The sequence below is a fragment of the Exiguobacterium sp. QJM3NY_9 genome, assembly GCF_056173545.1.
Window position 1 is genome coordinate 635,257 of sequence record NZ_CM149679.1, and the last position, 14,804, is coordinate 650,060.

General features: G+C 42.8%; 13 protein-coding genes and 1 other annotated feature. Of the genes, 11 read left to right on the forward strand and 2 right to left on the reverse strand.

Going from position 1 to position 14,804, the window contains the following annotated elements; translation table 11 throughout:
* The first annotated feature begins 21 nt into the window (after positions 1 to 21).
* From AC0VYQ_RS03140 to AC0VYQ_RS03160, 5 genes are all read left to right on the forward strand, one after another.
* Complete coding sequence (locus AC0VYQ_RS03140; RefSeq protein ID WP_088836377.1) at positions 22 to 912, forward strand: carbohydrate ABC transporter permease; 891 nt, start codon at positions 22 to 24, stop codon at positions 910 to 912.
* Positions 909 to 1,796, forward strand: a complete 888-nt coding sequence (locus AC0VYQ_RS03145) for a carbohydrate ABC transporter permease (protein ID WP_088836378.1) — start codon at positions 909 to 911, stop codon at positions 1,794 to 1,796. Before AC0VYQ_RS03140 ends, AC0VYQ_RS03145 begins: the two co-directional genes overlap by 4 nt.
* Positions 1,797 to 1,939: 143 nt before the next feature.
* Positions 1,940 to 2,197 (forward strand) — a binding site (T-box leader).
* Between the two features lie 66 nt (positions 2,198 to 2,263).
* Complete coding sequence (asnA, locus tag AC0VYQ_RS03150; RefSeq protein ID WP_475404241.1) at positions 2,264 to 3,238, forward strand: aspartate--ammonia ligase; 975 nt, start codon at positions 2,264 to 2,266, stop codon at positions 3,236 to 3,238.
* Between the two features lie 161 nt (positions 3,239 to 3,399).
* Positions 3,400 to 3,618, forward strand: coding sequence for a hypothetical protein (locus tag AC0VYQ_RS03155; RefSeq protein WP_214766666.1), 219 nt, complete (start codon positions 3,400 to 3,402; stop codon positions 3,616 to 3,618).
* Between the two features lie 20 nt (positions 3,619 to 3,638).
* Positions 3,639 to 4,238, forward strand: a complete 600-nt coding sequence (locus AC0VYQ_RS03160) for a DedA family protein (protein WP_214766664.1) — start codon at positions 3,639 to 3,641, stop codon at positions 4,236 to 4,238.
* Positions 4,239 to 4,256: 18 nt separating this feature from the next.
* Here AC0VYQ_RS03160 and AC0VYQ_RS03165 read toward each other — a convergent pair whose 3' ends face one another.
* Positions 4,257 to 5,720, reverse strand: a complete 1,464-nt coding sequence (locus AC0VYQ_RS03165; protein ID WP_475404242.1) for a potassium/proton antiporter — start codon at positions 5,718 to 5,720, stop codon at positions 4,257 to 4,259.
* A gap of 189 nt (positions 5,721 to 5,909) precedes the next feature.
* Between AC0VYQ_RS03165 and AC0VYQ_RS03170 the strand changes: the two genes are divergently transcribed.
* Positions 5,910 to 7,193 carry an ABC transporter substrate-binding protein gene (locus AC0VYQ_RS03170; RefSeq protein ID WP_475404243.1) on the forward strand — a complete coding sequence of 428 codons (1,284 nt, stop codon included), beginning with the start codon at positions 5,910 to 5,912 and terminating at the stop codon, positions 7,191 to 7,193.
* A gap of 107 nt (positions 7,194 to 7,300) precedes the next feature.
* On the opposite strand, the gene AC0VYQ_RS03175 is transcribed toward AC0VYQ_RS03170, so the two are convergent.
* A complete protein-coding gene (locus tag AC0VYQ_RS03175; RefSeq protein WP_214893819.1) occupies positions 7,301 to 8,590 on the reverse strand; it encodes an NCS2 family permease in 1,290 nt (429 codons plus the stop codon).
* 208 nt (positions 8,591 to 8,798) lie between these two features.
* Here AC0VYQ_RS03175 and AC0VYQ_RS03180 point away from each other — a divergent pair, with 208 nt between their 5' ends.
* The 5 genes from AC0VYQ_RS03180 to AC0VYQ_RS03200 all read left to right on the forward strand — a co-directional run bounded on the left by AC0VYQ_RS03180 (position 8,799) and on the right by AC0VYQ_RS03200 (position 14,795).
* The gene (locus tag AC0VYQ_RS03180) at positions 8,799 to 10,556 is read left to right on the forward strand and encodes a sensor histidine kinase (protein ID WP_214766662.1); all 1,758 of its coding nucleotides are present in this window, start codon (positions 8,799 to 8,801) and stop codon (positions 10,554 to 10,556) included.
* Positions 10,556 to 11,260, forward strand: a complete 705-nt coding sequence (locus tag AC0VYQ_RS03185; RefSeq protein ID WP_088836386.1) for a response regulator transcription factor — start codon at positions 10,556 to 10,558, stop codon at positions 11,258 to 11,260. The genes AC0VYQ_RS03180 and AC0VYQ_RS03185 overlap by 1 nt, the downstream gene beginning before the upstream one ends.
* A gap of 28 nt (positions 11,261 to 11,288) precedes the next feature.
* Positions 11,289 to 11,996 (forward strand): purine-nucleoside phosphorylase, encoded by a 708-nt coding sequence (deoD, locus tag AC0VYQ_RS03190; RefSeq protein WP_029332717.1) that lies wholly within the window; start codon positions 11,289 to 11,291, stop codon positions 11,994 to 11,996.
* A 192-nt stretch (positions 11,997 to 12,188) separates the two neighbouring features.
* A complete protein-coding gene (locus AC0VYQ_RS03195) occupies positions 12,189 to 13,571 on the forward strand; it encodes an aldehyde dehydrogenase (RefSeq protein WP_475404244.1) in 1,383 nt (460 codons plus the stop codon).
* A gap of 39 nt (positions 13,572 to 13,610) precedes the next feature.
* Positions 13,611 to 14,795 carry a CDP-glycerol glycerophosphotransferase family protein gene (locus AC0VYQ_RS03200; protein ID WP_475404245.1) on the forward strand — a complete coding sequence of 395 codons (1,185 nt, stop codon included), beginning with the start codon at positions 13,611 to 13,613 and terminating at the stop codon, positions 14,793 to 14,795.
* Positions 14,796 to 14,804 lie beyond the last annotated feature (9 nt).

Here is a 14,804-nt window from a genome sequence, read left to right on the forward strand (position 1 = left end):
AAGGTAGAGGAGGGATGATAAATGGCATCAGGCAATAAGAAAAAACTAAAACGCGGACTGGATTTCTGGATGTTCGTAGGACCGGTTTTTTTGGTTTTCGCGGTCATTGTTCTTGTTCCATTTTTTAATGGCGTTATGTATTCATTCACGGATTGGAACGGGATTACAGGTGAACTGAATTGGATTGGTTTTGACAATTATGTTCGATTGTTTACGAGTGATGAACAGTTCCAACAGTCATTTTGGTTAACGACGCGCTATACAATTGTTGCTGTTGTCTTGACCAATCTAGTTGGATTCATCCTGGCATTTTTATTAACACAAAACATTCGGACTCGTAATTTTTTACGAACGATTTTCTTTATGCCGAACTTGATTGGTGGATTGATTCTTGGGTTCATCTGGCAGTTTATTTATGTAAAAGGTTTTTCTTCGATTGGCGAGTTAACGGGTTGGAGTCTTTTTGAATTACCATGGCTCGGAGATGCCCGAACAGGTTTTTGGGGAATCGTCATCGTCTCGATTTGGCAAGGTGGCGGGTACATCATGGTCATCTATATCGCTGCGTTACAAAATGTACCGCAAGAATTGGTTGAAGCGGCAAAAATTGATGGAGCGAATCGCTTATCGACACTGCGTAATATTACGATTCCATTGATCATGCCGTCGGTGACGATTTGCTTATTCTTAACGATTTCCTGGTCATTCAAACTGTTCGATACGAACTTATCGTTAACGAACGGTGGTCCGTTCAAGTCGACAGAGATGCTCGCTTTGAACATCTACAAAGAATCCTTTACAAATAATAATTTAGGACTTGGTTCAGCGAAGGCTGTCATCTTCTTTGTGGTCGTTGCGGCGATTACAGTCACACAGGTCTACTTAACGAAAAAGCGGGAGGTGGAAGCATGAGTACAGCCCAACCTTTACCGACGCCAGAAAAACAAACGCCAAAACAAAAACCGAAAAAAAAGGGACGCTATTCGATTCGACTTGGAATGGTCGAAATTGCGGCGCTCATCATGGGACTCCTCTATATGATCCCCTTTTACTACGTACTTTCGAATTCGTTTAAGTCGAGAGGAGACATCTTTACGAATACATCCGGCCTTCCAAAAGAGTGGATGGCTTCAAACTACGTGGATGCCTGGGAAGCGATGAACTTCGGAAGAGTGTTCTTGAATTCCGTCATCATCACGGTCGGTGCGAATGCAATCATCGTTATTTTCTGTTCGATGGCGGCATGGAAACTCGTTCGGACGAAAACACGCTTGTCGACGATTATTTTCTTTTTGTTCGTCGCAGCGATGATCATTCCGTTCCAATCAATCATGATTCCGTTATCGAAGTTATCGGGTCAGCTCGGTTTGCAAAATAGTTACTGGGGCTTAATCTTGATGTATCTCGGGTTTGGATCAGGATTATCGATTTTCTTGTATCATGGGTTCATGAAATCCATTCCGGAAGAAATCGAAGAAGCGGCCATTATTGATGGCTGCTCACAGTGGGGTGTCTTTTGGCGGATCGTCTTCCCGCTCCTCAAGCCCATCACGGTCACAATCGTCATCTTGAACACGCTTTGGATTTGGAATGACTTTTTGTTACCATCGCTGATGTTACGTGATGTTGATTTACGGACGATTCCACTGGCGACTTTCTATTTCTTCGGTCAATACACGAAACAATGGGACTTGGCGCTTGCCGGACTCGTGCTTGGTATCATCCCGTTACTGCTCTTCTTCTTCGCGATGCAAAAGCAAATCATTCAAGGAATTACGAGTGGTTCCATCAAATGATTTTTGAAAGCGCGTTCTCGCTTCTGCGGGAACGCTTTTGCTTGATAAACTTAATCAGACTAGTCAGACAATTTTATTTTTTTGAAAAAAAAAGCTTTTCAAAGTGTGACGGCATAGTGTACGATAATCTCAATTCAATTGTAACAACGACGTTGAAGGGAAGAGTAACACCTTGAAAAACCGTATTAGCGAGCTGGGGACGGTGAGAGCCCAGTCGGAAACAAGTTGTGAAGAACATCCTGGAGTCGCTACCCGAACACGATTGTCAGTAGGCGTAGCCGGAAATGCCTGTCCGTTATCATATGGCCGAAGATTGAGATGATGATTCATCAAGTCTTTTGAGTGAGTAGCTTTGCTACTAACATGGGTGGTACCGCGGAACCGAGTCTTTCGTCCCATATTCTTGGGAGAGAAGGGCTCTTTTTTATGGCTTCTTTTTCAAAACACAATTGAGGAGGAAGAAAACCATGACAACACTCGTATCGATGAAACAGACACAGGAAGCCATCACACTCGTAAAAAAACGCTTTGAGGATCAATTCTCTAAAACACTCGGATTGACACGTGTAGAAGCACCTTTATTCGTAGAAAGCACACTAGGTGTCAACGATCACTTAAACGGAACGGAGCGTGTCATTCGCTTTGATGCAATCGATCATCAAGTAGAACTTGAAATCGTTCAGTCACTCGCGAAGTGGAAACGCCAAGCGTTGCACACATATGGGTTTGCAGAAGGCGAAGGGCTATATACATTGATGCATGCGATCCGTCGGGATGAAGTACTCGACGCGACACATTCGATTCATGTTGATCAATGGGACTGGGAACGGATCATCTCAAAAGAAGCTCGGACAATCGATTCATTAAAGACAACGGTCTTATCCATCTATGAAACGATTCGCCAAGTTGAATTAGAAGTTCAAGAGCAGTTCGGAATCGAAGCGACGTTACCGAAGACGATTCACTTCATGACGACACAAGAGCTTGAAGATGCTTATCCAACCCTTTCGACGAAAGAACGCGAAACGGAAGTGACAAAAGAATACGGTGCGGTATTCTTGATGCAAATCGGCGGTGCGTTGGCATCCGGCGAAAAACATGATGGCCGAGCAGCTGATTACGACGACTGGTCACTAAACGGTGATATTTTAGTTCATCACCCGGAAATTGGTGCCTTTGAGTTATCATCGATGGGAATTCGCGTCGATCGGGCGGCACTCTTGTCTCAAATCGAGACGACAGGAGAACACGAAAAATTAGAGTTTCCTTTCCATCAAGGTGTTCTTTCAGAGACACTCCCGTTGACGATGGGAGGAGGGATCGGGCAATCACGAATGGCGATGTTCCTATTGAAGAAACGTCACATCGGGGAAGTCCAAGCATCCGTCTGGTCAGAGGAAACGCGTCTTTCGTACCGCGAGCAAGGTGTGCACCTTCTGTAAGCGAGTAACTATATTATATAGAAGAAATAAATGAAAATGAGATCTCACAAACGTGGGGTCTCTTTTTTAGTATGAGTAAGTTCATAAGACCTTAGACGGAGGGAAAACGTGTTGAATTGACGTATAATGGGCATAAGAATAAATAAGAAAGAGGTGAAGACATGTCTGCATTACTCATTACAGGACTGGTATTTGCGTTATTATTTGTTCTATTTCTTTGGTTTAACATTAAAGGACTTCGAACGATGTGGCGTGATTATAAAGAAACAGGCTCAATGGTAGCACTAGGTTTCTTTATTGTAGGTGTGATTGGTATTTTCACTGGTGTATGGACGACACTTGTCGTCATCATCTATTATCTCCTCCGTCCGCGAGGTTAAAAAAGAGGAGGGGTCAAGCCGTGTTAGAGTGGTTATTTGCAGCTGGAGAGTCAAATCTCTGGCTTTTTTTAGGGATTATGATTCTTGGATTAGGTACTGAATTAATTCCGGCAGAAGTCGGGTTACCCTTACTGGGTCTGTATGTCTCAAACGGAACACTCGGCTGGACGACGGCTGTCTTAATCGGCTTCTTTGGTAGCCTGATGGGAGCGACATTATTTTATTTTTTAGGTCGTTATGCTGGACGCCCATTACTCGTCCGTTACGGGAAATGGTTATTGATTAAAGAACGGGAAATCGATCAAGGGGAACGAATTGTTTCGAAATACGGAACGTGGTCAGCACTATTTGGTCGTTTCTTTCCTGTCGTTCGATCGGTTGTCTCGATTCCCTGTGGACTATTTAATCTTTCTTTCAAGCGTTATATCCTTGCTTCGAGTGTCGGATTATTTCCGGTCTCGTTCTTCTATATTTGGCTAGGAGAAAAATTTGGGGTAGCACGTGCAGAATCGATGTTAAAAGCACTTGAAAAAGAACTGTGGTGGATTCTCGGGATTATCATCATTGGAATCGTCGGTTACATTATTTATCGTCGGAAATCGAAAAAAGGAGAATCGTAAACACGATTCTCCTTTTTGTTATGACGTTTTAGGAAACAGAAACTGTTTTAACGTCTTGATTCGGTGTTTCGGTGTCAACAACAACAGTTGATCATTTCCTTCGAATACAGTATCACCACGTGGCGTAACGATTTGGTCGTCACGGATGATTGCCGTAATCAAAAATTCTTGCGGGAGTTGAATATCTGAAATCATTTTTCCGATGAACGGATGGTGACGTGGAATCGTTAATTCAATGATTTCAGCGTTTGGTTTTCCAATCGACATAAATTCGATGACGGTTTGAATTGTTGATGAGCCCGTTTCGTTTAAGTGTAAGCGGTCAGCCAATACACTTAACAAACTCCCTTGAATCAATGTCGAAAGTAGCACTGTGAAGAAGACGATATTGAAAATCATCGAGGCATTATCAATTCCTGCAACAAGTGGATAAGTTGCGAGAATGATTGGAACAGCACCCTTAAGACCTGCAAACGAGATAAAAATCTTCTCACGCCAACTGTATTTAAACGGCAGTAAGCTTAACCAAACAGAAAGTGGACGAGCGATGAAAATCAAAATCAAAGCTAGCGCGATAGACGAAAGAATGACTTGAGGATCAAGTAGCTGTTTCGGGAAGACGAGTAGACCAAGTACGATGAACATTCCGATTTGAGCGAGATGGGCCATGCTCATCGTGAAACGGACGAGTGTCTGCCGATAGACAAGTTCATGATTGCTGATGTAAATGGCTGTGACATAGACAGCTAAGAATCCGCTTGCTGAGAAAGCAGAAGCAATACCGAATGAGAGGAAACCAAATGACATCAAGAGAATCGGATAAAAACTAGAAGAACTTAAATCGATTCGGTTGATCACGGCAGAAGCGACCCAAACAATCGCGAGTCCAAGTAACAATCCGATAACCATCTCCCAAGTGAGTGAAAACAAGCCGTTTAAAAGAGAGGCATCTTGCGGATTGGTGACAAACTCAAGAAAGAGAACCGTCAAGAATACAGCCATTGGATCATTTGTCCCTGATTCGACCTCGAGGGTTGAACCCACTTTACGCCGGACGGATTGACCACTCAGCACAGAAAAGATAGCAGCCGCGTCTGTCGACCCGACGATGGCTCCGAGTAAAAAGGAATTGGGCCAGTTAAAGCCAAGAATATAGTGGGAAGCAACGGCAACGACAGTCGTTGCGATGAACACACCGAACGTCGCGAGGGACAAAGATGGGGCGAGCTCTTTTTTGACATCTTTCCAGACCGTTTGAAGACCACCTTCAAACAAGATGACGATTAAGGCAATCGTACCGAACAACTGTGCCAACTCTGCATCGTCAAAACGAATGAAGCCCGTGACATCACTACCGGCAATCATTCCTAAAGAAATGAAAATAAGTAAAGCAGGTATGTTAAAGCGGCTAGATAATTTTGTTGTCCAGACAGCGATGAACAACAAAGAACCAATCAGTAAAATAATCGAAGGTAAGGACATTGCATCAAACTCCTTTGTTAAAATTTAATTCTAACTTCATTATACACTAATCCCGAGTTTTTCGGTCGGATAACGACTGTTCAATATTTTCCACCACACCCGACAAAATTATCTATCTTATTTGGTAGCGTTTTCATTTATTGTAAAAGCGTAGCACGATTATCAACTCGAAATCAGGGAGGTATCCGAATGCGTAAACGTAAATGGGCAACAGTACCAGTCGTCACTACGGCAATGGTCGTCGCATTAGCAGCATGTGGCGGTGGGACGCTAAATAGCGACGATTCTAAGGACAGTGATTCTTCCAAAGGTGGAAAGACGCTTAATGTATTCCAGTTTAAAGCGGAGATTGCGAAAGACATGGAACAAATGGCGAAAGAGTACGAAAAGGAAACAGGCACGAAGGTCGTCGTTCAAACAGTCGGTGGTGGATCGGATTATGGTGCAGCCTTGAAGTCACAGTTCGCGTCAGGAAATGAACCGGATGTCTTCAATAATGGTGGTTTTGCTGAAGCAAAAACGTGGCAAGATAAACTTGAAGATTTATCAGACGAGGAGTGGGTCAGTGACTTAACCGATCTTTCAAAAGAACCGATGACGATTGATGGAAAACTATATGGTATGCCGATGAACTTAGAAGGCTATGGTTTTATTTATAATAAAGAAATCTTTAAAAAAGCTGGCATCACAGACTTACCAAAAACGTTAACGGAACTGACGGATGCTTCTAAAAAACTTAAAGCAGATGGTGTTACACCGTTCTCGATCGGATATGGCGAGTGGTGGGTACTCGGAAATCACCTCTTGAATATTCCGATGGCGCAACAAGATGATCCCGACCAGTTTATTGCAGATTTAAACGCAGGAAAAGGGAAATTCGAGGACAACAAACAGTTTAAAGAATTTATTGATCTCTTTGACTTAACGATTGAATATGGGAATAAAAATCCGTTGACGACAGACTATAATACACAAGTCACACAGTTTGCTGAAGGAAAAACAGCGATGATTCAGCAAGGGAACTGGGCGCAACAGTTGATCACGGATGTGAACCCGGACATCGAAATGGGCTTCATCCCGATGCCGATCAATGATGATAAAGAAAAAATGGACCGTCTTCCGGTTGGTGTCCCGAATAACTGGGTCGTCAATAAAAACTCGAAGAATAAAGAAGAAGGTAAGAAGTTCCTCGAGTGGATGGCGACATCGGATACAGGAAAAGACTACATGGTCAATAAATTTAAGTTCATTCCGGCCTTTAAATCCATCGAAGCGACGGACTTAGGACCGCTTGCAGAAGATATTCAAGCTTACTCGAAAGAGGGCAAAACGATTTCATGGAACTGGTTCAAATATCCGGATGGTGCTGTAAATGAATACGGAGCAATCATGCAAGCCTATATCGGTAAACAAAAAACGTCAGAAGAGATGTTACAGGACTTCACGAAGACATGGATGAAAATGAAAAAATAAGCAGTAACTACAGCGATCTCAGACCAGTGGTTTACATGGTGGGGATCGACATGAAAAACTCCTCTTTCCTATCGAATCGATGATAGGGAAGAGGAGTTTTTTACATCTTATAAGAAAAATAACTGGATAAAGAACAGGATGGCAAATAGATAGATTAAGGCATGGACCCGTTGCTTTTGTACGGCTTTCATGATCGGATAGACGATGAATCCGAAGGCAATTCCGGTCGCGATGCTTCCTGAAAGCGGCATGATGATGATGATTAGAAAAGCAGTGAAGGCCTCACTGAAATCTTCCCACGCAATTTGCTTGATGTTTTGAAGCATCAATGCACCGACAAGGATTAAAGCGGGTGCCGTAATCGAAGGAACACCTGAAATCGCTTGGACGACTGGTCCGAAAATCGCTGCGAGCGCAAAGAGCAGACCGACTGTGACCGACGTTAAACCAGTACGTCCTCCGGCAGCAACACCAGAAGCAGACTCAACATAAGCAGTCGTAGGACTTGTACCAAACATCGAACCGACGACCATCGCCGTTGAATCAGATAATAAAGCACGATCACTATTTTTAAGTGAACCGTCCTTCTCAATCAGTCCGGCCTGTTCACCGACTGCGACCATCGTACCTGTCGTATCAAACATCGTTACGAGGACGAACGAAAGGACACCACTAAAGAGTCCGTATTGAAAGACATCTTGAATCGCTGTGAAAGGGTTTGTGACTAACAAGCCTTCCGGTAATGTTGGCCAAGCCGTGAGTGTATTTGAAAATTTGAGTTCTCCCGTGATGAAAGCGAGCGCACCCGCAAGAATCATCGCGTACAGTAATCCACCTGGAACACGTTTGACAGTTAAGATGGCAGCAGTCATCAAACCAATGAGTGTAATAATAGCTTCTGGTGAAGACAGTGAGCCAATCGTAATCAAAGTCGCTTCATCTGCAACAAGAATACCTGACATCTTCAGTCCAAGTGAAGCGATGAAAAGTCCAATTCCACCAGTGATCGCTAACTTGAGTGTCAGTGGAATGATTTCAATCAGTTTCGTCCGGATTGGAGACAACGAGAGCAATAGAAAAATGATTCCAGATACAAAGACGACAGAGAGTGCTGTCTGATAAGGAATTTTTTCACCGATGACGAGAGTATACGTGAAGTACGCATTCAGTCCCATGCCCGGTGCAACGGCGATGGGGAGATTCGCATATAACCCCATTAAAAGCGTTCCGACGAGTGTAGCGATAATGGTCGCAGAAAATGCTTGTGCTTGCGGAATGCCCGCGTCAGCTAAAATCGTTGGGTTGACAACTAAAATATAGGCCATCGTGATGAACGTAATGAACCCGGCTTGTATTTCACGTTTCACGGTCGTATTATGGGCAGAAAGCTTAAACATAAATAGAGAACCACCTTCGATGAGTTTAATTAAAAAGCGAACATTAACGATACTATATGATTGTTCATTCGGAATCAAGGATTATTTTTTAAGTATATTATGGATAACTTGATATATAAACCATCGTAAGCGCTAAAAGGAAGTGGATGTAAGCGGATACAGTTGTGCTATACTATTTATTAGAAGAAAAAGGGTGGAAGGTGGCAAAATGAAGAGCATCCGGACGCGGCTTATATTACTTGTAGCCCTCGCTATCTTGGTTCCGACAACACTTGCTACAACTGCTTCTTATATATACGTACGTCAGCAAAACATTGCAGAAGCCGAGCGTTCGAGTTTAAGCGCTCTCCAACGCGGAAATAGTCAAATCAGTCATTATATGGAAGACGTGAAACGGTTATCAACAAGTCTCTACGCTAATCGTTCATTGATGAATATTATGAATGCTGGTGCCGATGCTGAGCTTGGTGAGTCAGATAGTGTCGTCGCTCGTTCCTTACTCGGTCTCTTTTTATCAAGACAGGATGTTGAACAAATTCATTTTGTGATTTTAAAAGGGTACTCGGAATACTCTGTCTATAATATGAAGACTTCCGGTCGTGGCAAATTTGATTGGTTACAAGAGACTGATTATTTTCGATTGATGCAACAAGAAAATGGTTGGTTGATAGACCCGGAACATGTGATTACAGCATATAATTCTCGGACGATGATTCTTGATGAAAAAGAAGTCGTCAGTTTTCGTTACCGGATTGATCGCGTCGAAACGAGTGAACCCATCGGCTTTTTGTCAGTAGACATTCCAGTTCGGGTATTTGAACAACAACTACAGCTGTTTGAAAATTCACCGGACGAATCATTATGGTTAATGAGTGGGAATCACTTAATCGCGAAGACAGGAACGACATTACCGGTGACGACTGAAAAAATGACTGGAAAAAGTGGGAGCATGCACGTCGGTAGCTCGTTCATCGTGTATGTGAAGACCGAAAAGCAAGGCGTGCCGATTACACTGATCAAGAAAATTCCTTATGCTTCTGTCATCAAGGGAGCAAATGAAACGGCAATCATTTTATTGGTGATTGGTTTAGTGTCACTTCTATTAATGATTATGGCGGCAAGTCTCGTCGCACTCGAAATTACAAAACCGATTAAACAATTGACGGCAAATGTCTGGCGGGTCGAGCAAGGGGACCTCTCCACACGTTTTGTCGCGACTACAAATGATGAAATCGGTTTATTGAATCGCCAGTTTCAACGAATGGTGCACCGGATGGATCGTTTGATTAAACGAGAATACCGGTTAGCACTTGAAAATCGGACGAACGAGCTACGTGCGTTGCAATCACAGCTCAATCCACACTTCTTATTTAATGCGCTACAATCGATCGGAACAACGACGTTGCAAGGGGACCGGAAAGTCGCCTACCGTTCGATAACCGGTCTTTCACAAATGATGCGTTATTCGATGAACAACGAACAGACGATTGTCACATTAAAGCAAGAAGTCGACCATCTTCAAGGGTATATGCGCTTACAACAACAGCGTTTCCCAGAAAAATTTCGTTATATCGTCGATGTCCCGTGGCACATGAACCCGATTGAAGTACCAAAAATGATTTTGCAACCGTTCGCTGAGAATTACTTTAAACATGCCTTTAATCAGCAAAGTGATGCGTTAGAAAATTACTTAGCGTACAAAATTAGAACCGATGGGGACCAACTGATCATTAGCGTCGAAAACAGCGGACCGATCATGTCTGAGGCAGATCTTGAGATGATTAACCAAAAAATGCGGGCACATCGCGCTCCTGAAGACCGGCAAACATCTGGTATCGGCTTACACAATATATACGAACGTCTTCAAATTTTTTACGGTGAACGCACAAACATGACGCTCCAATCTCCAATAGAAGGTGGATTCAGAATCACTATCCGAATTCCAATCGAACAGGAGGAATTGTAATGAATGTACTAATCGTTGATGATGAACAACACGTTCGTGACGCTGTAAAGTTACTTGGTGAATGGGGTGACTGGAAAGTATCGCATATTTTTGAAGCGGAGGATGGAGCAGCTGCGAAAAAAATCTTAAATGAAGAAAAAGTCGGATTGATGCTGACCGATGTTGAAATGCCGGGAGTAGACGGATTAAGTTTATTAGAATGGACAAAAAATCATCATCCAAAGGTCGTCACGATCGTGTTGACAGGGTATGATGATTATACGTATATGCGTCGTGCGATCTTACATCAATCGTTTGATTACTTATTGAAACCGATCGATCCAGATGTTTTAAATGATGCGCTTTCCCGAGCGATGGAGCTGATTTGCCCAGTTCAAGAGCAGGGAGAGGCGATTGATCAAATTGCGAAGTATATCGAGACACATTATGCGGAAGAGTTAACGCTCCAGCTCATGAGTGAGCGCTTCTACTTAAGCCGAGAATATATATCAAGGCGCTTTAAACAGCGTTTTTTGGTTAACTTATCGGATTATATCCAAACGATTCGTCTAAATCGGGCAAAGGAATTGCTGGGAGAGACGAATGCCCGTATATATGAGATTGCCGTTGAAGTCGGGTATCAGGATGATAAATATTTTCGAAAAGTATTTAAGAAGCAATTCGGCATGACACCGAATGAGTTTAGAGAGTTGTTATCTATTTAATTAAACGAACGTCAAGGAGGAAACGTACATGAGCGTACACATTAATGCAGCAGAAGGTCAAATCGCAGAAACAGTTTTACTTCCAGGAGATCCTCTTCGCGCGAAGTACATCGCCGAAACATTTTTAGAGGACGTTGTTCTTTATAATGAAGTGCGTGGGATGTATGGCTTCACAGGAACATACAAAGGGAAAAAAGTATCCGTTCAAGGAACAGGTATGGGTGTTCCGTCGATGTCAATTTATGCAAATGAACTCGTTCAATCGTATGGTGCAAAAAACTTGATCCGTGTCGGTACAGCGGGCGGGATTACACCGGATGTAAAAGTACGTGACGTCGTCATCGCGATGAGTGCTTCACACGACATGGCTCAAAATCGTGTCCGTTTCAATGGATTGGATTATGCGCCGACAGCTTCATTCGAGTTATTGCATAAAGCGTACACAATGGCACAAGAACACGGAATCGACGCAAAAGTCGGTCAAGTCTTCACGACGGATCAATTTTATCAAGATGATTTCCACCACTTCAAAAAATGGGCGGACTTCGGTTGCCTCGCAATCGAGATGGAAGCAGCAGGTCTCTACACACTCGCTGCAAAACATAAAGTCAATGCCTTGACGATTTTGACGATTTCAGATCACCTCCTAACGGGAGAAGAAACAACGTCTGAAGAACGCCAAACGACGTTCAATGATATGATGAAAGTGGCACTTGAAACAGCGATTCAGCTGTAATCAATCAGATGAAATAAGACGATGCGGATGGTAAAATCACTGTCTTCATGAAACGAACACAGCAGGACTCGCGTTTCGAGTCCTGCTTTTTTTGTCTAATCACAAAGAAGAGGGAGCATACGATTGAATCATTGCTCATTCGCTATGATAGAATGAGGAAAAGATACCCTAGACCATGAGGAGGAACACGAGATGGAATCGACGATGATTGAATCAACTATTTCGAATCTTGTTCAAACGCAACGTAATTTCTTTAAGACAGGTGCGACGCGAAGTGTTGCGTTTCGTCTAAGTATGTTGACGTTTTTAAAGCAAGCGATTGAAACGCATGAAGAAGCAATTTATGAGGCATTAAAAACGGATTTGAATAAAGGACGTCAAGATGCGTTTACGACGGAAATCGGATTCGTCTACGGCGAACTCGCACGGATGGAGAAGAAACTTCGCCGACTTGCTAAACCGAAACGAGTCGGGACACCGTTGTTACATATCGGGTCAAAAAGTGACATCCATTATGAACCATACGGAAACGTGCTCGTCATCGCGCCGTGGAACTATCCTTTCCAGCTCGCTGTTGCACCAATCATTGGGGCGATCGCTGCCGGAAATACGGTGGTCTTGAAACCATCAGAACTAACACCAAACGTCTCGCGTGTTCTTCGTGAAGTCTTTGAAACGGCATTTCACGAACGATTTGGACTTGTCATCGAGGGGGATGCGGACGTCAGTTCAGCTGTTCTTGAAGAGAAGTTTGATTACATCTTCTTTACGGGGTCGACGCGTGTCGGAAAAATCGTCCATCAAGCAGCGGCGAAACATTTGACACCTGTCACGCTTGAACTCGGCGGGAAGTCTCCGACGATCGTTCACCGTGATGCGAACTTAAAGCTTGCTGCAAAACGAATTGCTTGGGGCAAATGGTTAAACGCAGGACAGACGTGTATCGCCCCTGACTATGTTTTTGTCCATGAAGACGTCCGCGAGGAATTTTTACGCTTGATTGAAAAGGAAGCCTTTGCCCAGTATGGTAATGGTGTTGGTGTGAATTCTTACGTCAAGATTGTTTCAGACAGTCATTTGGATCGATTGAGTGGCTACTTGCCCCAAGGTGAAATTTTATTTGGCGGTCAAGTCGATGCAGCGACGAGAAAGATGGCACCAACTGTCATGACGGACGTTGATCCAGAAAGTCCGTTGATGCAAGAAGAAATCTTTGGACCGATTCTTCCAGTCTATTCTTATCGTGAAGTGGAAGAGGTCATCCGTTTCATCAATGACCGTGATAAGCCGTTAGCGCTCTATCTCTTCACAGAGAGTGAAGCTGTTCAGCACCGTGTACTCGATCGTGTGTCATTTGGTGGTGGATGTATCAATGATACGTTGATGCATGTTGCGCAACATAACTTGCCATTTGGCGGGGTCGGCGGAAGTGGTATCGGTGGTTATCATGGGAAATTCAGCTTTGAGACGTTCAGCCATCGTAAAGGAGTCGTCAACAATACGACGAAGTTCGATTTGCCGTTCCGCTACATGCGCTCGAATACCGATTCAAAATGGATGCGTTATTTGTTATGATGGTGTTTTCATAGAATATATTTTTAAGGAGTTTAAGCATTGAAACATCGATTAATTCAATTGATTAAAAAAACGAAGTTGATAGAACGTACACTGCATGTTTTGATGCGGATGTTTGCTTATTTGCCAATCAAAAAAAATCGGATGTTATTTGAAAGTTTTTTGGGGAAGCAATATAGTGATAGTCCTCGTGTGATTTATGAAGAATTGCGTAACAACTATCCAGAGTTGGAGTTGATTTTTAGTAAAGATGCACAAGTCAAATTTACAGAACCAGACATTCTTACGGTTAATCGAATGACGTTCCGATGGATTTATTTGTTGGCGACATCGCGTGTTTGGGTATCTAATAGTCGATTACCTGTCTGGCTGTACAAACGACGAGAAACAATCTATCTGCAAACTTGGCATGGGACACCATTGAAAAAACTTGCATTAGACATGGAGACTGTTCAAATGGCGAATACAACAACAAAACGCTATAAAAAAGAATTCGAGCAAGAAGCTGCAAAATGGGATTTTTTAATTTCACCAAATGCGTATTCGAGTGAGATTTTTAAAAGAGCATTTCATTTCAAAGGTAAGTTACTTGAAGTTGGTTATCCACGTAACGATATTTTTTATCAAGAGGATCGATATCAACCTATAATTAACCGTGTCTACGAACAATATCGAATCCCGAAAACAAAAAAAATTATTTTGTATGCCCCAACTTGGAGAGATAATGAATTCATAAACCAAGGGAACTATTCGTTCTCGCTACCGTTTTCTCTCGGGCGATTTGAAGAAGAGTTCGGGGAGGAATATGTGTTGTTATTACGAATGCATTATTTAATTGGTGGTCAAATGGATACATCAGGATACAGGTCCATTCATAATGCTTCAAATCATGCAGATATCTCTGAATTGTATTTAGCGGCAGACGTGCTTGTGACGGACTACTCTTCTGTCATGTTCGATTATGCTCACCTAAAGAGACCGATGTTATTTTACACGTACGATTTAGAACACTATCGGGACAATCTAAGAGGGTTTTACTTTGACTTTGAAAAAGAAGCTCCAGGACCAATTTTTTTGACAGAAGACCAATTATTTAATGAAATCAATCGCTTGCCTGAATGGAGAACACGGTATGGTGCAAAAATTAAGGCATTTGAAAAAAAGTATTGTGAATGGGATAATGGTAAGGCAACAGAAAATATCTGTAGAGAAATCATGAGATAGTGGAGGAAA

Bases quoted from the DNA above. Each gene is read 5' to 3' on its own strand.
- asnA (WP_475404241.1), top strand. From the start codon at position 2,264: ATGACAACACTCGTATCGATGAAACAGACACAGGAAGCCATCACACTC.
- AC0VYQ_RS03175 (WP_214893819.1), bottom strand. From the start codon at position 8,590: ATGTTTAAGCTTTCTGCCCATAATACGACCGTGAAACGTGAAATACAA.
- AC0VYQ_RS03165 (WP_475404242.1), bottom strand. From the start codon at position 5,720: ATGTCCTTACCTTCGATTATTTTACTGATTGGTTCTTTGTTGTTCATC.
- AC0VYQ_RS03180 (WP_214766662.1), top strand. From the start codon at position 8,799: ATGAAGAGCATCCGGACGCGGCTTATATTACTTGTAGCCCTCGCTATC.
- AC0VYQ_RS03195 (WP_475404244.1), top strand. From the start codon at position 12,189: ATGGAATCGACGATGATTGAATCAACTATTTCGAATCTTGTTCAAACG.
- AC0VYQ_RS03140 (WP_088836377.1), top strand. From the start codon at position 22: ATGGCATCAGGCAATAAGAAAAAACTAAAACGCGGACTGGATTTCTGG.
- AC0VYQ_RS03185 (WP_088836386.1), top strand. From the start codon at position 10,556: ATGAATGTACTAATCGTTGATGATGAACAACACGTTCGTGACGCTGTA.
- AC0VYQ_RS03155 (WP_214766666.1), top strand. From the start codon at position 3,400: ATGTCTGCATTACTCATTACAGGACTGGTATTTGCGTTATTATTTGTT.
- AC0VYQ_RS03145 (WP_088836378.1), top strand. From the start codon at position 909: ATGAGTACAGCCCAACCTTTACCGACGCCAGAAAAACAAACGCCAAAA.
- deoD (WP_029332717.1), top strand. From the start codon at position 11,289: ATGAGCGTACACATTAATGCAGCAGAAGGTCAAATCGCAGAAACAGTT.
- AC0VYQ_RS03170 (WP_475404243.1), top strand. From the start codon at position 5,910: ATGCGTAAACGTAAATGGGCAACAGTACCAGTCGTCACTACGGCAATG.